This window comes from Streptomyces sp. NPDC060232 (genome assembly GCF_042726555.1).
GTDB lineage: Bacteria > Actinomycetota > Actinomycetes > Streptomycetales > Streptomycetaceae > Streptomyces.
This window is the reverse complement of record NZ_JBHXAG010000039.1, coordinates 25,580-41,050: the sequence shown is the minus strand read 5'-3', so window position 1 is coordinate 41,050 and position 15,471 is coordinate 25,580. Positions and strand designations below refer to the sequence as shown.

Sequence of the window (15,471 nt, the reverse complement as noted above, 5' to 3'; positions counted from 1 at the left end):
CCGAGGAGACACCCCTGCCCGGCACCGCGACCGGCCCGCACCACTCCAGCCCCGCCGGCGTTTGAGGCGCGGGGCCTGGGGCGGAGCCCCAGCACCACCCCGCCCGGCAGGGCGAAGACCCGGGCCCGGGGCGTGCTCCGGATCGCTACCCGCCGCGGGAGCGGAAGGGCGGAGACCCGGGCCCGGGGGCCGCCCCGGACTGCTACCCCCGCGGGAGCGGAACGGCGTGGCGGGAACTTCACCGGCCGCCCAGGAGTCGGATGCTATGCAGACAAAACCGGCGCCCCCGGGGGAAGGCAGGAGCACGTGGAGAACAGCAGCACAGCCGGCGGTACAGCCGGCGGCACCGCCGCGCCGCCGGCGCCGCCGCCCACCCGCGGAGCGTTCGTGTTCAACGCCGCCGACGAGGAGCGCCGCCGCGGCGTCCGCCGGATGAAGGCCACCGCCACCGGCCTGCTGCTCCTGGTCGCGCTGGTGTACGTACTGGCCACGTACGCCGAGCACGCCGGCGCCGGCGGCTGGGCCGGCTACGTCGCCGCCGCCGCGGAGGCCGGCATGGTCGGCGCGCTCGCGGACTGGTTCGCCGTCACCGCCCTCTTCAAGCGGCCGCTCGGCCTGCCCATCCCGCACACCGCGATCATCCCGACCAAGAAGGACCAGTTCGGCGCCACCCTCGGCGAGTTCGTCGGCGAGAACTTCCTCTCCTCCGACGTGGTCCGCACCCGCCTCCACGCCCTCGGTATCGGCGGCCGCCTGGGCGCCTGGCTGACCGAGCCCGGGCACGCCGACCGCGTCACGGCCGAACTGGCCACCGCCCTGCGCGGTGCGCTGACCGTCCTGCGCGACTCCGACGTGCAGGCCGTCGTGGGCGAGGCCATCACCCGGCGCGCCGAGTCCGCCGAGATCGCGCCGGGGCTGGGCAAGACCCTGCAGAAGGTCGTCGTCGACGGCGGCCACCGCCGCGCCGTCGACCTCGTCTGCGCCAAGGCCCATGACTGGCTTGTCACCCACGGGGACTCGATCACGGACGCCGTCCAGGGCGGCGCCCCCGGCTGGACCCCGCGGTTCGTGGACCGCAAGGTGGGCGAGCGCGTCTACAAGGAGCTGCTCCGCTTCGTCACGGAGATGCGGGACATGCCCGAGCATCCGGCGCGCGCGGCGGTGGACCGTTTCCTGCGGGACTTCGCGGCCGACCTCCAGTCGGACACGGAGACGCGCGCGAAGGTGGAGCGCCTGAAGTCCGAGATTCTGGCCCGTGACGAGGTCCAGGACGTCATCGCCTCCGCCTGGTCCGCGATCCGCTCGATGATCCTCTCGGCGGCGGAGGACGAGCAGAGCGAACTGCGCCTGCGGGTCCGCGCCTCGCTGATCTCGCTGGGCGCGCGCCTGGCCACGGACGGCCGCCTGCAGGCGAAGGTGGAGGGCTGGATCGAGGGCGCGGTCGTCTATGTCGTCACGACCTACCGGAGGGAGATCACCTCGCTGATCACCGACACGGTGGCGGGCTGGGACGCCGAGCACACCTCCCGCAAGATCGAGGCCCACATCGGCCGCGACCTGCAGTTCATCCGTATCAACGGCACGGTGGTCGGCGCCCTGGCGGGCCTGCTGATCTACTCGGTGTCCCGCGCCTTCGGCGCGTAAGGGGGGCTCGGGAGCGGCAGTTCCAGCTGGGCGTGGCCGCGGGCGGTGACGCGGGGTGGGGCGGGGCGGGCGGCGCCCAGGGCGAGGAGCGCGCGGAGCGCGGCGATCAGGTCCGCCGGCTCCTCCCGCAGGAGCCCGGGTGTCGTACTGGCCACCAGGACGCCCCGGGCCTCCATCCGCAGTCTCCGGCGCAGGGTGGCCTGCCAGGAATCGCGGGTGTAGTGGTACTCCGCGGAGTCGATCTCCAGTGCCACGCCCTCGTCGGGCCAGTACGCGTCGGGGCTGGCGAGGAAGGCCCCGTCGGGTTGGTAGAGCCGGGCGTTCCAGAGCGGAGCGGGCAGGTCCGTGGCAGACAGGGCGTCGCGTGCGCGGCCTTCGGCGATCGAGCGGACTCCGGCGAGCAGCTCGGCGGCCGCCGTCCGGACGGCCGGGCGGTGCCGGACCCGGCCCGCGCGCAGTTCGGCGTGCAGGTCGTGCGGGTGGCACCAGCCGCCTTGGACGACGTTCGCGAGGACGGAGCGCACCAGGTCCGGGTCGTCCGTACGGGCCGCGAAGTCGGTGGCCGCCCGGACCGGACGGGTGCTGGGCACCCCGGCGATGGTGATGGTCGCGGGCCAGCGGGCGGTCGAGAGGGGCCGGACGCGGCCGGTGGCCGCCACCGACCGCGGGGCGCGGACGAGGACGTCCAGTGGTTCGGGTGGCGCGTCGCGGATGCCGAGGAGTGCGAGGGCCGCGCCGCCGGTGAGCGCGGCGGCGGTGCCGGAGAGCGGGTCCGCGGAGGACGGGGCGGCGTACAGGACGGCGGCGAGGGCCTGCTGCCGGGGGTCGGGCGGGCCGGTCTGCAGGAGGTACACCCTGGGCAGGAGCCGCTGCCAGGGTCCTCCCCGGCGGCTGCGGCCGCTGATGGTGGCGGCCGGGATGCCGGCTTGGCGGAGCTGGTGGCTGGTGGCCATGTTCAGCTGGCGTTGGGCGGTACGAGTGATCACGCCCCCGGTATGCCCGGTGGCGGGCCGCCGACGCTCAGGCCGAAGGGTGGTTCGGGGCGAGGAAGACGGCGACGCCGTTCTCGGTGCCGGGCAGCGGCGCCACCTCGTGCCAGCCGAGCCGGTGGTAGGTGGCCACGGTGTCGGTGGCCACGCGTGCGGTCAGCAGCCAGGCCCGGTCGTCGGGGGCGTCGGCGGTGATCTCCGCCAGCAGGGCGCGCCCGGTGCCGTGCCCGCGCGCGTGCGGGCGTACGGCGAGCTCGTCGATCTCCAGGGCGCCGACGAGGAGTTCCCGTACGCGCTGTCGGCCGAGCTGGGCGGCGACCTGCCGGTAGGCGCGGTCGGTGGGGAGGGTGCGCGGCGTCAGCCAGGCGGTGGCGAATCCGTCGACGCCGTGGGCCGACTGTGCGAAGGCGGTGCGGAAGCCGGCGCGGCGGCTGTCGGCCTGCAGCCGGACGGCGAATTGGCGAATGGTTTCTTCATCCTCGTTCCACGGCGGGGCGGAGAAGACCTCGCCATAGGCGTCGGCGAGTTCGTCCGTCAGGTCGAGGACGGCCGGTCCGTAACAGATCACGTTTGCAGCTCCTTGGGCCGGCTTGGGTGGCTTGGGTCGGATCGCCCCTATCGAAGACCGAATCTACGCCCGGGACGTTCCCTGGAGGGGAGGTCCGCAGATCCGGAGGGTGTGCGACAAATCCGACGTCCGTACGGTGTCGTGGACCACCCGTATCGACCCGCCCGGCCCGGCGTTGAGCCCGGCGTGCGCAACAACCTCCTGAGCAGAGCCCTGATGGGTCTGGCCGCCTGCGCGGTGGCGTTCTTCGTGGTCCTGGGGGTCATGGCCGTGCTCCCGCGGGGCCTCCAGGACGCGCTCCCGGACAACGTCCTGGGCGGGGCCGCCGTCGTGCTGGCGGTGGCGCCCGCGCGCCGCTTCGCCCGCCGGGCGCGTTAGCCTCGTGCGGTGACGTTCGAACGGCTGGAGGCCCCCACCATGGCGCAGTTCCCCACCTCGCTCGTAGCCGCGGGCGGCCTCGTCGGCGGGTACGCCGCCGCCCGCTGGAGCGGGAAGCGGCCGCTGGGCGGTGTGGTCCTCGCGGCGGCGGGCACCCTCGCCGCCCGCGAATGGCACCGCCGCACGTCGCCGACGACGACGGCCCTGCTGGGCGCGGCCTATGTCGCCGCGTTCGCGGCCTCGCACCCCCTGGCCAAGAAGATCGGCGCCTGGCCGGCAGTCTTCACCGCAGCCGCCGCCATGGCCGCCACCACATACGCCACAGCCGACCGCTAGCCGGCCGAAAATGCTCGCTCGGCCCTTGGGAATCCTTGGCATGATGCGCGGATGACTGCGCGTTCAAAACCGGTTTCCTTCGGTACTCCTGACGGCGTGACGGAGGGGGATTGGTTCAAGAGCCATGCCGATCTCTACGCTCACGGCCTGCACCGCTTTAGTGGCCGCGGCATCTCAGGGACGGAAAAGACAGGCGCCGATTCGATCGTGCTCTCCGGCGGATACATCGATGACCGCGATGAAGGCGACGTGATCGTCTACACGGGCGAAGGTGGGCGTGACCGGCACTCGGGGCGGATGAACGCTGACCAGTCGCTCGGCGATAGCGGCAACGCGGCGCTGGTCATTTCTCAGGCCCTGGGGCACTCCGTACGTGTGATCGAGGGACTGGGGATCACCAAGGGCAAGCGGAGGCGGGCAACCAAGGGCTACGTCTATCGCGGCCTGTTCAGGGTCGCCGAGCACTGGATGACGGTCGGGCAGGAAGGTTTCCGCATCTGCCAGTTTAAGCTCCGGAAGATCGAGCCGGGGCAGGTGCCGCCCCCTCAGCCGATGGACCCATTGGCCGGAACCGAGACGACCTTCGAAGAACAGGCCCGCCGCTACATCTCTCAGGACCGCCTGTTGCGCGATTCCCGAGTGGCCAGCGCGGTGAAGAGGATGTACGACAACACCTGCCAGATATGTCGCGCACGGCTGATCGTCTCCCCCGAGGGTGAGGCCTATAGCGAAGCGGCGCACATACAGGCCGTCGGCAAGCCGCACCACGGTGCCGACCGGATCGAAAATGTGCTGTGCCTGTGCCCGAATTGCCACGCCCTGTTCGACCGGGGCGCACTTCAGCTGACGGATGACCTCGACGTGATCAACGGGGTCACCGGTCAGTTCCGTGCGGCGCTTGCGCAGGTCAAGGGGCACAACATCGGCATCGAGTTTGCGCGCAAGCACCGCGAACGGTGGGCGGGCCGTCTCTTCTGAGTCGTTCTCTCGCGCCCGCTACCCCCCGTGGCACTCCGAGTACGGCTTGCCCGAGGTGCACCAGCAGGGGGAGGTGGGGGTGGGGGGCCAGGGGGTGGCCTTGCCGCGGGCTGCGAGGGTCGTGGCGTATTCGGCCAGGAGGCTGGGGGAGGCCGGGGAGGTCTTCTCGGAGGCCGCGAAGGCCTCGTACGAGGGGACGCTCGCCGTCACGATGCCGAGGTTGGTGGTGCCCGAGGCGGCCAGGGCGCGCAGGGAGGTTTCGATGTCGCGCAGGTGGGCCTCGTGCGACGCGTACTCCGAGCCGAGCGTCGGGTAGCTGGTCAGCAGTTCGGACAGTTCGCGCTGCGGCCAGTGGAGGATCGCCACCGGGAACGGGCGGGACAGGGCCGCGCGGCGGTCGCCCAGTTCGGCTCGCAGGCGGGCGATCTCGGCGCGCAGCTCGGCCGGGTCGTCGGAGCCCAGGGCCCAGATGCGCTTGGGGTCGTGGAGCTCGTCGAGCGGGATCGGACCGATGTGGCGGGTGTCGGCGACCATGTCCCAGTCGTCGTGGGGGCGCCCGAGGAGGCGGCGTACCCGGTGGCGGCCCGTCAGGAGGGCGGTGGTGGCCGGGGTGAGCGGGGTCGAGTCCGCGATCAGGAGAGTGGCGGCCTGGGTGAAGCAGTCCTCCGCGGCCTCCAACTCGTCGTGCGCCTCAAGGGCTTCCGCGATGACCTCCCACGGGGCCGGGTCCTTGGGGGAGGCGGCGCGGATGCCCGAGATGAGGGCGCGGGCCTCGGGCTCGTGGCCGTACTCCCAGAGGTTCGCCGCCTGGAGGGCCTTGATCAGGTGGGGGTCGGAGGGGGAAGAGGACAGGAGTCGGTCGTAGAGGGCGCTCGCCCGGTCTCGCTCGTCGGCCAGTTCGAGGTGGGCCGCGGCCTGGAGGAGCAAGGGCTCCTGGTCCTCGGGGTAGCGGGTCGCCGTGCGGATGAGGCGCTCGGCTTCGGCGATGTGCTCGGCAGGCGTGTCGGGGCGCATGGTTCACACCGTACTGCCGCTGGTCAGTTGACGGGGGAGGTCTTAAGGTGCGGCCGTGCGGGATCACATACCTGTGGTGGTTCAGGGCAGTGGCCGGCGGGCGCGCCGGGCCGGACTCGTGGGGGTCCTGTGGGCGAGCGCCGAGCTGACCGTCACCGTGGGCGTGGTGGTGTTGTTGCTGGTGGTGCACCAGGTGTGGTGGACCAACCGGCAGGCCGCGGCCGCGGCGCAGGAGCAGGTCCGATCCCTGGAGCGGGACTGGGGGCACGAGCCCGACTCCGGGCCTCCGCCGTCCGAGCCGCCCCTTCCGTCCCGTCCGTCTGAGGCCGCGTCGCCTTCCTCCCCCTCCTACTCGTCCCCTTCGCCTCCTCCGGCCCGGCCCCCCGCCGCCGAGCCGTCGGCGGTGCGGGAGGGGGCGTACGCCGTGCTGCGCATTCCGCGTCTCGGCCTGGCCGTGCCCGTCGCGCAGGGCATCGACAAACGGGCGGTCCTGGACAAGGGCTACGTGGGGCAGTACCCGGGAACCGCCGGGCCGGGGGCGGACGGGAACTTCGCGCTGGCCGGGCACCGCAACACCCACGGCGAGCCGTTCCGGTACATCAACCGGCTGCGCGCGGGCGACGAACTGATCGTCGACATGAGGGGGCGCAGGTACACGTACGTGGTGGGGAAGACCCTGAGCGAGACGACGGAGCGGGACACCGGGGTGATCGCGCCGGTGCCGCGGAGTGTGGTGAAGCCGGGGTACGGCTACAGCGAGCCCGGCGCGTACATCACGCTCACCACCTGCACGCCCGAGTACAGCTCGAAGTACCGTCTGGTGGTCTGGGGGACCCTCAGGTCCTGATCCCACGTCCCGTTGTCGGTGGGCCCGGTTACCATCGATGGGGAACAGGGTTTCGAGAACACCGAGCGGAGAGGGGGAGGTTCATATGGCCAGGCCGCGATGCGACGTCGTGCCGTTCGCCCGGATCGCCCGGGTCCTCTCCACGCTGCTCCCGCTCCTGGTGCTGGTCGGGGGAGCCCTCGGCCCGTTCGCCGGGGAGGGCGGGCTGGGCGCCGTGGTGGTGGCCCTCGCGGCGACCGTCGCCGCCGTCTCCGTGGGCGCCGAGGCGCTGGCCGCCGCGGCACGGCTCGTACGGCCCGTGCCGCCGCACCGAATTCGCACCGCGATCCGTGATCGCGAGCAGCGCACGGCGTTCCTACCGCAGCGTGATCCCGATGCCTCGGGCCGGTCCCGGCCCAGGGCGCCCGGCCGTCTCGTCCCGACGGCCGCGTAGGGGCGCGCAGTACCTCTCGCCTTCTGCTGACCGATCACTGTTGTCGCCCCTCGCGGGTCGTCACGCCGAAATGCACCTCTTTCGACGTTCGACGAGACCCCTCGGAGGGCCCACGTGTCCGTTTTCCCTCATGTTGTTGCTGAGCTGGGCCGGCTTCTGGAGCCGGCGCTGGCCGAGTCCGCGACCGCTGCCGCGATCGTGCTGTTCACCGTGCTCGTACGGCTCGCCCTGCACCCGCTGAGCAGGGCCGCCTTCCGCGGCGCGACCCCGGCGGCCGGCTGTCTGCCCCTGCTGCTGCAGCTGCCGGTGTTCTTCCTCATGTACCAGACGTTCACTTCGGGGGGTGAGCTGCTGAGCCACCGGCTCTTCACGGCGCCGCTGGGGGCCCGGTGGACCGAGGCGCTCGGGGAGGGCGGCCCGTTCGGGGCGCAGGGGCTGGTGTTCCTGGCGCTGTTCGGGGCAATCGCGGTGGTGGCCGCGTGGAGTGCCGTGCGTGGACGCCGGTCGGCGGCCGCGGCCGCGCAGGCTGCCGCAGCCGCCGCGGCTTCCGCTGCCTCTGCTCCGAAGAAGAAGCCCGCAGCCGGGGGTGCGGCTGTGCCGGAGCTGAGCGCCGAGCAGCAGGAGGCCATGCGCAAGCTGGGCGGGGTGCTGCCCTTGCTGTCCTTCGGGACGCTGATCACCGCCGCCGTGGTGCCGCTGGCCGCCGGGCTCTACCTGCTCACCACCACCGCCTGGTCGGTGGCGGAGCGGGCCTGGCTGGAGTACCGCAAGACGCGCGCCGCCGAGCGGGCATCCGAGGGCGCATCCGAGGGCGCCGCCGAACGCGCCGCCGAGCGCGGTGCGGGGCGTGGTGCGGGGCAGTCGGCAGTCGGCTGACGGAGCGGTGCGTTCCAGTCTGTGAACAGGGTCTTGCGGACGGGGTGGGCATCTTGGAGGATCGACCAATCCTCCGATGGCCGCAACCCATCGTCCGGCCCGGGGCATGCCCATGGGCCGACCACCCACGACCACGGGAGAATGCCCATGAAGATGCTGCGTGTCGGACCGGTCGGGTTGGAGCGCCCCGCGCTGCTCGACCAGGACGGGACCCTGCGGGACCTGTCCGGCCTGATCACGGATGTGGACGGCGCGGTGCTCGCCGACGACTGCGCGCTGTCCCGGGTGCGGGAGGCGGCCGCGTCGGGTGAGCTTCCGGTCCTGGACGCCGAAGGGCTGCGGATCGGCGCACCGCTCGGCCGCATCGGCAAGATCGTGGGTATCGGTCTGAACTACTTCGGGCACGCGGCGGAGATCGGCGCGGAGCCGCCGGCCGAGCCGATCCTCTTCCTGAAGGCCGCGGACACGGTGGTCGGCCCCGACGACACCGTCCTGATCCCGCGTGGCAGCGTGAAGACCGACTGGGAGGCCGAGCTCGGCGTCGTCATCGGCAGCACCGCCCGCTACCTCGACTCGGCGGAGCAGGGCCTGGCGCACGTCGGCGGCTACCTGCTGGTCAACGACGTCTCCGAGCGCGAGTTCCAGATCGAGCGCGGCGGCACCTGGGACAAGGGCAAGAACTGCGAGACCTTCACACCGCTCGGCCCGTGGCTGGTCACGGCCGACGAGATCCCGGACCCGCAGGTCCTGGGCGTCAAGCTGTGGGTCAACGGCGAGCTCAGGCAGGACGGCAACACCTCTGACCAGATCTTCCCGGTCGGCGAGGTCGTCCGGTACCTGAGCCGCTTCATGACCCTGCACCCGGGCGACGTCATCGTCACGGGCACGCCTGCCGGTGTGGCGATGGGCCGGCCGGAGCCGAAGCCGTACCTGCGGGCAGGCGATGTCGTGGAGTTGCAGATCGACGGGCTGGGCCGTCAGCGCCAGGAGTTCAAGGGCGCGTAGCCGCCGCGGAGCGGGTAGGCGGGACGGGCGGGGCCTCCGGCGTTGCGGCCCCGGCCCTTCCGTGTGCGCGTGGGCGTGTCCCAGCCGCATGCCCCGGAGGTCACGCGGCTCCGTGTTCCGTGGTGACGACGGGAAGCTCGACCGCCACGCCCTCGTGGGACGACATGCGGGCCGCCTCCAGTACGTCGAGGCAGTGTGCGGCCTCGCGCGCCGTGACCGGGGCCGGCCCGCCCGTCCGCAGGGCGGCCGCCACCGCCGCGTAGTACGCCGGGTAGTCGCCCAGCTCGGTCGGTACGGGGGCTCCGCCGCCGGTCAGCGGGGACTCGCCCGAGCCCACCCGCCCCCACAGGTGCGGGGGTTCCTCGCCCCAGGGCAGCCGCCCGTCCGGCCGCAGCCCCTCGCGCAGGGCGCCCTCCTGCGGGTCCAGCCCGTACTTGACGTAGCCGGCCCGCGAGCCGAGCACGCGGAACCGCGGCCCGAGTTGGGCGGTGGTCGCGCTGACGTAGAGGTGGGAGCGGACCCCGTTCGCGTGGGTGAGGGCGATGAAGGTGTCGTCGTCGGTCTCGGCGCCGGGGCGGCGCGCGTCGGTCTCGGCGTAGACCCGTACGGCGGGCCCGAACAGCACGAGGGCCTGGTCGACGACGTGGCTGCCGAGGTCGTACAGCAGGCCGCCGATCTCCTCGGGGGCGCCCGACTCGCGCCAGCCGCCCTTCAGCTGCGGGCGCCAGCGCTCGAAGCGGGACTCGAAGCGCTGGATCTCACCGAGTTCGTCGTCGGCGAGGAGGCGGCGCAGGGTGAGGAAGTCGTTGTCCCAGCGGCGGTTCTGGAAAACGGAGAGGAAGGTTCCGCGTCGGTCCGCCAGCGCGGCGAGTGCCCGGGCCTCGGCGGCGGTGGCGGCGAGCGGCTTGTCCACGACCACCGGGATGCCGGCTTCGAGGGCGGTGGTGGCGAGCGGGACGTGCGTCTTGTTGGGCGAGGCGACCACGACGAGGTCGAGGTCGCGCTGCCACACCTCGTCGGCGGTGGCGGCGGTGTGGACGTCGGGGAATTCCGCGCGGGCCTGGGCCTGCCGGGCCGGGTCGGAGGTGACGACCGTGTCGAGTACGAGTCCGTCCGTGGCGGCCACGAGGGGGGCGTGGAAGACGGAACCGGCGAGTCCGTAGCCGATGACGCCGACGCGAAGTGGTGAGGTGGGGGCGATGGGGGCGGGGGTGCTCATGAGGATCACTTTGGCAACAGTGTTGTCGAAGTGCAAGGAGGGTGGACAATGGGCTGGTGGACAGGGGTAGCAGGAACAGCGGACACGGCGGCTACGGCGGTCACGGCGGTCACGGCGGCCATGGCGGTCACGGCGGTCACCGGGATACGCACGGTCGGCGTGGCGGGGTGAACCTGCCTGCTCTGCGAGGCCACAACGACGCGCTGGTGCTGGAGTTGCTGCGCGGCGCCGGACCGGCGGGCCTGGGCCGCACGGAACTCGCCGCCCGCACGGGACTCACCCGGCAGGCCGTCAGCAAGATCACGGCGCGGCTCGGCGAGGGCGGCCTGGTGGCGGAGGCGGGCCGCGCCGCGTCCACCGGCGGCAAGCCGCGCACCCTGCTCCGGCTGCTGCCCGACGCGCGGCACGCCGTCGGAGTACACCTGGACCGCGACGCGCTCAGGGCGGTACGGGTGGACCTGGCGGGCCGCGTCCTCGCTGAGAGCGGCGGCCCGCTCGACTTCGCGGCCGGACCGGAGGCGGCGGTGGAGGCGGTCGTACGAGCGGTCGCGCGGGTCGCTGCCCCGGTCGGAACGCCGCTCGTGGGCGTCGGCGTGGCCGCGCCGGGCCCCCTTGACTACCGGGCCGGGGTGATGGGACGGGTGACGGGGTTCCCGAGCTGGAAGGGGTTCCCGATGAAGGGGGTGCTGGAGGGGCGGCTGGGCCTGCCGGTGCTGCTGGACAAGGACACGAACGCCGGTGCGGCCGCAGCCGCCGGGGCGTGGCTCCGGGTGAAGTGGCCGGATGCGGATGCGGATGCGGATGCGGATGCGGATTCCGGTTTCGGCGCAGATGCGGATGCCGATGTCAACGCCGATGCGGGGTGTGGTGTGGGGGTCGGGGCGGGTGTGGGTGCGGATGCTCTGGCCGGCGGTGGGCCCCGTACCTGTGTGTACCTGCACGTCGGGACCGGGCTCGGCGCGGGGTTGTGGCTGGGCGGCGGGGTGTACCGGGGTGCCCGCTCGGCGGCGGGGGAGTTCGGCCATCAGGTGCTTCTGCTGGACGGGCCGCCATGCCGGTGCGGGGCGCGTGGCTGCGTGGAGGTGCTGTGCCTGGAGGCGGTGGCCCGAGGCGACCTTCCCGAGGCGGCACGGATCGTGGGCGAGGCCGCCGCCAACCTGGTCGCGCTGCTGGATGTGGACCGTGTGCTGCTCGGCGGGCGGGTGGTGGCGGCTGCGCCGGACGTCTTCGTGGCCGGTGTCGGAGCCGTTCTTGCGGCCCGCGCGCTGGATCCGGCTCGGCCGGTGGTCGCCCTGGCGGGGGCCGGGGTGGCGGAGGGGGCGGCGGAAATGGCGCTCGCGCCGTTGTTCGGGCGCGGGTAGGACTGAGGCTCCGCCGCGGGGTTCATGTCCGGGTGCGGCTCCGTGCGGGCCCTTGTCCGGGTGAGGCGCCGTTGCGGGGGCGCTGCCCCCGAGCCCCTGCGCCTCAAACGCCGGCGGTGCTGAGATGAGCCGGCGGGGCTGGGAGGGGTCGGCGGGGCTGGGAGGGGGTGGTCGGTTGGGAGAGCGGGCCCGCGGCCCCGGGCCTTGGGCGTCGGCGGGGCGGCCGGGCTGGGGCTGGAGGGGGTGGGGTTGACGCCTGGGCTGTTCGGGCGTAAACCGGGATGACTCAGGCGTGGTGTGCGGTGAGGGCTCGCGCGTGGGTGGCATGGTGCGGGCAGGCCGGGGTGATAGTCACCTCGTCCGATGATCGTCCTGTCCGGCGAGCAGCGAAGGTCTTCCATGCGACTGCGCAAAGCCCTTGCCCTCACCGCCTTCCTCTCCGCCGCACTGGCCGCCACCACCGCGTCTCCCGCCGGTGCGGACATCGGCACCGGCGGCGGTGCCCGCCCCGCTCCCGCGCTGCCGTCCCGCGTCCAGGCCACCTGCGGGGACGGCAAGAGCGCCGCCTTCCCCATCGGGGCGCGCATCCGCGGTGGCCCCGCCGTGTACCGCACCGGCGGCGAGCCGCAGACCTGGTTCCTGGACCTGACCAACACCACGAACTCCGAGTGCACGGCCATCCACCCCGTCGTCGTCCTCACCGACAAGGCCCGCGCCCTGCGCCCCACCCATCTGCGGATGGAGTTCGAGGCGCCGGGCGGCACCCTGCCCGCCGGACTGGAACGCAGCGACCGCGACGAGATCATCGCCGTCTTCGACGGCGGCGACGCCTTCCCCGGATTCACCGTCGGTCCCGGCGGCACCCGGACCGTCAAGGTCGCCCTCGCCTTCGCCCCCGACGCCCCCACCGGTGAGGTCGTCGCCGACGCCGCGCTCGTCCAGCGCAAGGGCGACGACGGGGACTGGGTCGGCGAGGCGGGTGGCTACCGTTTCTCCGTCGAGCAGTCCGACGATTCCGTCGAGGGCGGTTCCCTCGCCCATACCGGTTCCCGCGAGTGGGCGTACGGCGCGGCGGCCGCGGCCGCCCTCGCCGCCGGCGGAGGTCTCCTGCTCGGGGCCCGCCGGCTCCGCACCCGCACCCGTACCACCTCCTGCGACCACTGACCGCGGCCCCCGCTCCGAACCCCCGCACGGCCGTCCCGGCCGCCCGCATACCTTCAGGCCACCGCTCCGGCGTTCCCGAGCAGGCCCGGTTCGCGCCGAGCTCCTCCGGCAAGAACTACGCCGCCCACCCGGGCTGACCTGGGGTTTGTCGCCCGCGACGCAAGGGGACACCAGCCGGTCACCAAGACGGTAGGCCCTCCCAAGGCATCGGGAGGGCCTGCTGCGTACCCGTCGGGACGGTCAGATGCGGTCGACGAGGTCAGCGATCGAGTCCACGACCGTGGTCGGCCGGTAGGGGAAGCGGTCGATGTCGTCGTTGCCTGTAAGCCCGGTCAGGACGAGGAACGTCGCCATGCCGGCCTCCAGCCCGGCGAGTACGTCGGTGTCCATCCGGTCGCCGATCATCGCGCTGGTCTCGGAGTGGGCGCCGATGGCGTTCAGGCCGGTACGCATCATCAGCGGGTTGGGCTTGCCGACGAAGTACGGCTTCTTGCCGGTTGCCTTCGTGATGAGCGCGGCCACGGCGCCCGTAGCGGGGAGGGCGCCCTCGGCGGACGGGCCGGTCTCGTCGGGGTTCGTGGCGATGAAGCGGGCTCCGTTGTTGATCAGGCGGACAGCCTTCGTCATCGCCTCGAAGGAGTAGGTCCGCGTTTCTCCCAGGATCACGAAGTCGGGCTCGTGGTCGGTCAGGATGTAGCCGATGTCGTGCAGGGCGGTGGTCAGACCGGCCTCGCCGATGACGTACGCCGTTCCGCCGGGTGCCTGGTTGTCCAGGAACTGCGCGGTCGCCAAGGCGGAGGTCCAGATGTTCTCCACGGGGACTTCCAGGCCGATGCGCGTCAGACGAGCGTGCAGATCGCGCGCGGTGTAGATCGAGTTGTTGGTCAGTACCAGGAACGGCTTGCCGGACTCGCGGAGCTTCTTGAGGAAGGCATCGGCTCCGGGAATCGGCACGCCCTCGTGCATGAGCACGCCGTCCATGTCGGTGAGCCAGGATTCGATCGGCTTGCGCTCTGCCACGGACTTCTCTCCGCTCCGCTGGGCCGCTGACCTGCGGCCTGTGGTCTGTACCACCACCCTATCGGCAGAGGGCGGTGGACGCCGAGGGTGTCCACCGCCCGGGATGTTGAACCGGTCATCCGACTCCGCGGCCGTCCACGCGGCGCTGAGCCCCGCACTTTCACGGGCCGCCGAGTCCACCTCGGCGAACCCGCTCCGCGGGTCGGTGACGTCACGCGACCGCCCGCCCACCGTCCTGATCACCCGCAGCGTCCAACTCCACCTCCTCCACCTTCTCCACCTCCTCGACGCCGACATCGGTGTGGCCGACGCATGCTGCCGCTGATACGACGGCAATCCCCTGGCACCGGTGCCAGACGGGCGACACCGGCGAGTCGCCCCCGAGTTGCAAACGGCGTCCATGTCACCTCCGGTGCAGGCGAGGAACTCCGCCCCGGCGACGGCCCAAGGCGCGGCTCGACCTGGCCGCGTGGTGGGCGGCGGCCGATCTCGCGCCCGGGGCCCTGCCGGCGGCGCGCGCCCCGGCGACGGCGCGGCTGAAGCACCGGCTGGCCAAGGCGCGTGTGTGCCTGCGGCCGCGAGGGGCGGACGGCGGGCGGTGGCAGGTGGACGTCGCGGTCACCGTGCGCGGGCGGTGGCTGTTGCGGCCGGTCGCCGCTGTCGTCCTGATGGCGGCCGGCCGCCCGGTGCGGCGGGGCTTCCGGTCCGCGGTGGAGGAGGCGGCCGAGGCATGCAACCGGTCGGTCGGCGAGCTGCTGGCGCTCACTCCGGACGACCTCCGGGCCGAGCTGAAGAGGCAGGCCACCGAGCGGACCCCGGAGGGGCCGATGGGCGCTGCGGACCGCTGAGCCCCATGGGTCGGCTTCCTGGTCTCCGGCTGCCCACAGGGCCGTTCGGCTGCGCCGTGCTCAGCAGTGACAGACTCAGGGGCAGTACCGCGTTTGCGGCGTACGGCTGACACGTACGGCGCCGCTCCGGATGCGGAGCGGCGCGCCGCGCGTGAGTCTCCTTGTCGAGGAGGTTCACCATGCGCAGTGTTCCGATCGCTGTCCGCACCGCCGCCGTGGCCGCCGCCCTGGCGGCGTTCTCCGCGGTGACCGCACCCACCGCCCTCGCGGGCGAGGAGGACCGCGGCGCCCGCGGCAGCATCGCCGTCGACCCGAGCCCGGCCCACCCCGGAGCGCAGGTCAAGCTGCGTGTCCACGGATGCGACGGCAACCGGGGAGCGGCCAAGTCCGCCGTCTTCGTGGCGGACGCCGACCTCTACGGGCGGGACGGCGGGCACCGCAGCCCGCTCTACGGCGACGCGACGATCAGCTCGCACGCCTCGCCCGGATGGCACGCCGTCCGGGTGTACTGCGACGGCGGCGAGAAGTTCACCGGTTCGGTCCAGGTCTCCGCGCACCGGCACCCCTCCCACCACGCCTCACCGATCTGGCCGGTCCACGCGGGCGGCGGCGGCATGGCGGACCGCCCGGCGCAGGCCCCCGGCCTGGTCACCGCCGCGAAGAAGGAGCAGGGGCACGACGGCCCGGGAATGCCGCACACGGTGATCGGTGCCGTGCTCGCCGCGGTGGCCACGCTGGCCATCGCAGGCCGGGCGCTGACCCTGCGCCGCCGTCGCAGCGGCGAGTGAGGG

18 protein-coding genes and 1 pseudogene are annotated in these 15,471 nt (G+C 73.1%); 13 read left to right on the top strand and 6 right to left on the bottom strand.

The genetic code is table 11. The annotated features are described in order from the left end of the window. The first annotated feature begins 306 nt into the window (after nucleotides 1-306). Nucleotides 307-1,644, top strand: coding sequence for a DUF445 domain-containing protein (locus ACFWFZ_RS33165; RefSeq protein ID WP_387127525.1), 1,338 nt, complete (start codon nucleotides 307-309; stop codon nucleotides 1,642-1,644). Here ACFWFZ_RS33165 and ACFWFZ_RS33160 read toward each other — a convergent pair. Together ACFWFZ_RS33160 and ACFWFZ_RS33155 are read right to left on the bottom strand one after the other, a co-directional pair. Beyond that, nucleotides 1,614-2,630 carry a hypothetical protein gene (locus ACFWFZ_RS33160; RefSeq protein WP_387127523.1) on the bottom strand — a complete coding sequence of 339 codons (1,017 nt, stop codon included), beginning with the start codon at nucleotides 2,628-2,630 and terminating at the stop codon, nucleotides 1,614-1,616. The two genes, ACFWFZ_RS33165 and ACFWFZ_RS33160, sit on opposite strands and share 31 nt — an antisense overlap. Before the next feature lie 34 nt (nucleotides 2,631-2,664). Beyond that, nucleotides 2,665-3,201, bottom strand: coding sequence for a GNAT family N-acetyltransferase (locus ACFWFZ_RS33155; RefSeq protein WP_387127521.1), 537 nt, complete (start codon nucleotides 3,199-3,201; stop codon nucleotides 2,665-2,667). A 186-nt stretch (nucleotides 3,202-3,387) separates the two neighbouring features. Between ACFWFZ_RS33155 and ACFWFZ_RS33150 the strand changes: the two genes are divergently transcribed. Genes ACFWFZ_RS33150 through ACFWFZ_RS33140 form a run of 3 tightly spaced genes read left to right on the top strand, consistent with a single transcriptional unit; the run spans nucleotide 3,388 to nucleotide 4,893 of the window. Beyond that, nucleotides 3,388-3,579, top strand: coding sequence for a hypothetical protein (locus tag ACFWFZ_RS33150; protein ID WP_387127519.1), 192 nt, complete (start codon nucleotides 3,388-3,390; stop codon nucleotides 3,577-3,579). Between the two features lie 39 nt (nucleotides 3,580-3,618). Further along, entirely contained in the window at nucleotides 3,619-3,915 is a 297-nt protein-coding gene (locus ACFWFZ_RS33145) for a hypothetical protein (RefSeq protein ID WP_387127529.1), read from the top strand. Nucleotides 3,916-3,966: 51 nt separating this feature from the next. Next, nucleotides 3,967-4,893, top strand: coding sequence for a YDG/SRA domain-containing protein (locus tag ACFWFZ_RS33140; protein ID WP_387127517.1), 927 nt, complete (start codon nucleotides 3,967-3,969; stop codon nucleotides 4,891-4,893). Between the two features lie 18 nt (nucleotides 4,894-4,911). Here ACFWFZ_RS33140 and ACFWFZ_RS33135 read toward each other — a convergent pair whose 3' ends face one another. After that, nucleotides 4,912-5,907: an SEC-C metal-binding domain-containing protein gene (locus tag ACFWFZ_RS33135; RefSeq protein WP_387127515.1), complete on the bottom strand. Its 996-nt coding sequence runs from the start codon at nucleotides 5,905-5,907 to the stop codon at nucleotides 4,912-4,914. Between the two features lie 55 nt (nucleotides 5,908-5,962). Between ACFWFZ_RS33135 and ACFWFZ_RS33130 the strand changes: the two genes are divergently transcribed. The 4 genes from ACFWFZ_RS33130 (at nucleotide 5,963) to ACFWFZ_RS33115 (ending at nucleotide 9,068) form a co-directional block, all read left to right on the top strand. Then, nucleotides 5,963-6,754, top strand: a complete 792-nt coding sequence (locus tag ACFWFZ_RS33130; RefSeq protein WP_387127513.1) for a class E sortase — start codon at nucleotides 5,963-5,965, stop codon at nucleotides 6,752-6,754. A gap of 85 nt (nucleotides 6,755-6,839) precedes the next feature. After that, nucleotides 6,840-7,187 (top strand): DUF6412 domain-containing protein, encoded by a 348-nt coding sequence (locus tag ACFWFZ_RS33125; protein ID WP_387127511.1) that lies wholly within the window; start codon nucleotides 6,840-6,842, stop codon nucleotides 7,185-7,187. A gap of 114 nt (nucleotides 7,188-7,301) precedes the next feature. Beyond that, complete coding sequence (locus ACFWFZ_RS33120) at nucleotides 7,302-8,063, top strand: YidC/Oxa1 family membrane protein insertase (protein ID WP_387127509.1); 762 nt, start codon at nucleotides 7,302-7,304, stop codon at nucleotides 8,061-8,063. Nucleotides 8,064-8,210: 147 nt separating this feature from the next. After that, complete coding sequence (locus ACFWFZ_RS33115; protein WP_387127507.1) at nucleotides 8,211-9,068, top strand: fumarylacetoacetate hydrolase family protein; 858 nt, start codon at nucleotides 8,211-8,213, stop codon at nucleotides 9,066-9,068. A 100-nt stretch (nucleotides 9,069-9,168) separates the two neighbouring features. On the opposite strand, the gene ACFWFZ_RS33110 is transcribed toward ACFWFZ_RS33115, so the two are convergent. Beyond that, nucleotides 9,169-10,287, bottom strand: coding sequence for a Gfo/Idh/MocA family oxidoreductase (locus ACFWFZ_RS33110; protein ID WP_387127505.1), 1,119 nt, complete (start codon nucleotides 10,285-10,287; stop codon nucleotides 9,169-9,171). 167 nt (nucleotides 10,288-10,454) lie between these two features. Here ACFWFZ_RS33110 and ACFWFZ_RS33105 point away from each other — a divergent pair, with 167 nt between their 5' ends. Both ACFWFZ_RS33105 and ACFWFZ_RS33100 read left to right on the top strand, forming a co-directional pair. After that, nucleotides 10,455-11,648 carry an ROK family protein gene (locus ACFWFZ_RS33105; RefSeq protein ID WP_387127503.1) on the top strand — a complete coding sequence of 398 codons (1,194 nt, stop codon included), beginning with the start codon at nucleotides 10,455-10,457 and terminating at the stop codon, nucleotides 11,646-11,648. A gap of 399 nt (nucleotides 11,649-12,047) precedes the next feature. Further along, nucleotides 12,048-12,812: a hypothetical protein gene (locus ACFWFZ_RS33100; protein ID WP_387127500.1), complete on the top strand. Its 765-nt coding sequence runs from the start codon at nucleotides 12,048-12,050 to the stop codon at nucleotides 12,810-12,812. Between the two features lie 240 nt (nucleotides 12,813-13,052). On the opposite strand, the gene ACFWFZ_RS33095 is transcribed toward ACFWFZ_RS33100, so the two are convergent. Then, entirely contained in the window at nucleotides 13,053-13,832 is a 780-nt protein-coding gene (locus tag ACFWFZ_RS33095; RefSeq protein WP_387127498.1) for an HAD-IIA family hydrolase, read from the bottom strand. A 103-nt stretch (nucleotides 13,833-13,935) separates the two neighbouring features. Between ACFWFZ_RS33095 and ACFWFZ_RS33090 the strand changes: the two genes are divergently transcribed. Next, nucleotides 13,936-14,157 carry a hypothetical protein gene (locus ACFWFZ_RS33090; RefSeq protein ID WP_387127496.1) on the top strand — a complete coding sequence of 74 codons (222 nt, stop codon included), beginning with the start codon at nucleotides 13,936-13,938 and terminating at the stop codon, nucleotides 14,155-14,157. Here ACFWFZ_RS33090 and ACFWFZ_RS33085 read toward each other — a convergent pair. Next, nucleotides 14,117-14,273: pseudogene (locus ACFWFZ_RS33085) on the bottom strand (IS110 family transposase); the annotation flags it as partial. The gene ACFWFZ_RS33090 and the pseudogene ACFWFZ_RS33085 sit on opposite strands and share 41 nt — an antisense overlap. A gap of 164 nt (nucleotides 14,274-14,437) precedes the next feature. On the opposite strand from ACFWFZ_RS33085, the gene ACFWFZ_RS33080 reads away from it, so the two are divergent. Both ACFWFZ_RS33080 and ACFWFZ_RS33075 read left to right on the top strand, forming a co-directional pair. Then, nucleotides 14,438-14,680: a hypothetical protein gene (locus ACFWFZ_RS33080; RefSeq protein WP_387127494.1), complete on the top strand. Its 243-nt coding sequence runs from the start codon at nucleotides 14,438-14,440 to the stop codon at nucleotides 14,678-14,680. A 179-nt stretch (nucleotides 14,681-14,859) separates the two neighbouring features. After that, nucleotides 14,860-15,468 (top strand): hypothetical protein, encoded by a 609-nt coding sequence (locus ACFWFZ_RS33075; protein ID WP_387127492.1) that lies wholly within the window; start codon nucleotides 14,860-14,862, stop codon nucleotides 15,466-15,468. The last annotated feature ends 3 nt before the right edge of the window (nucleotides 15,469-15,471 follow it).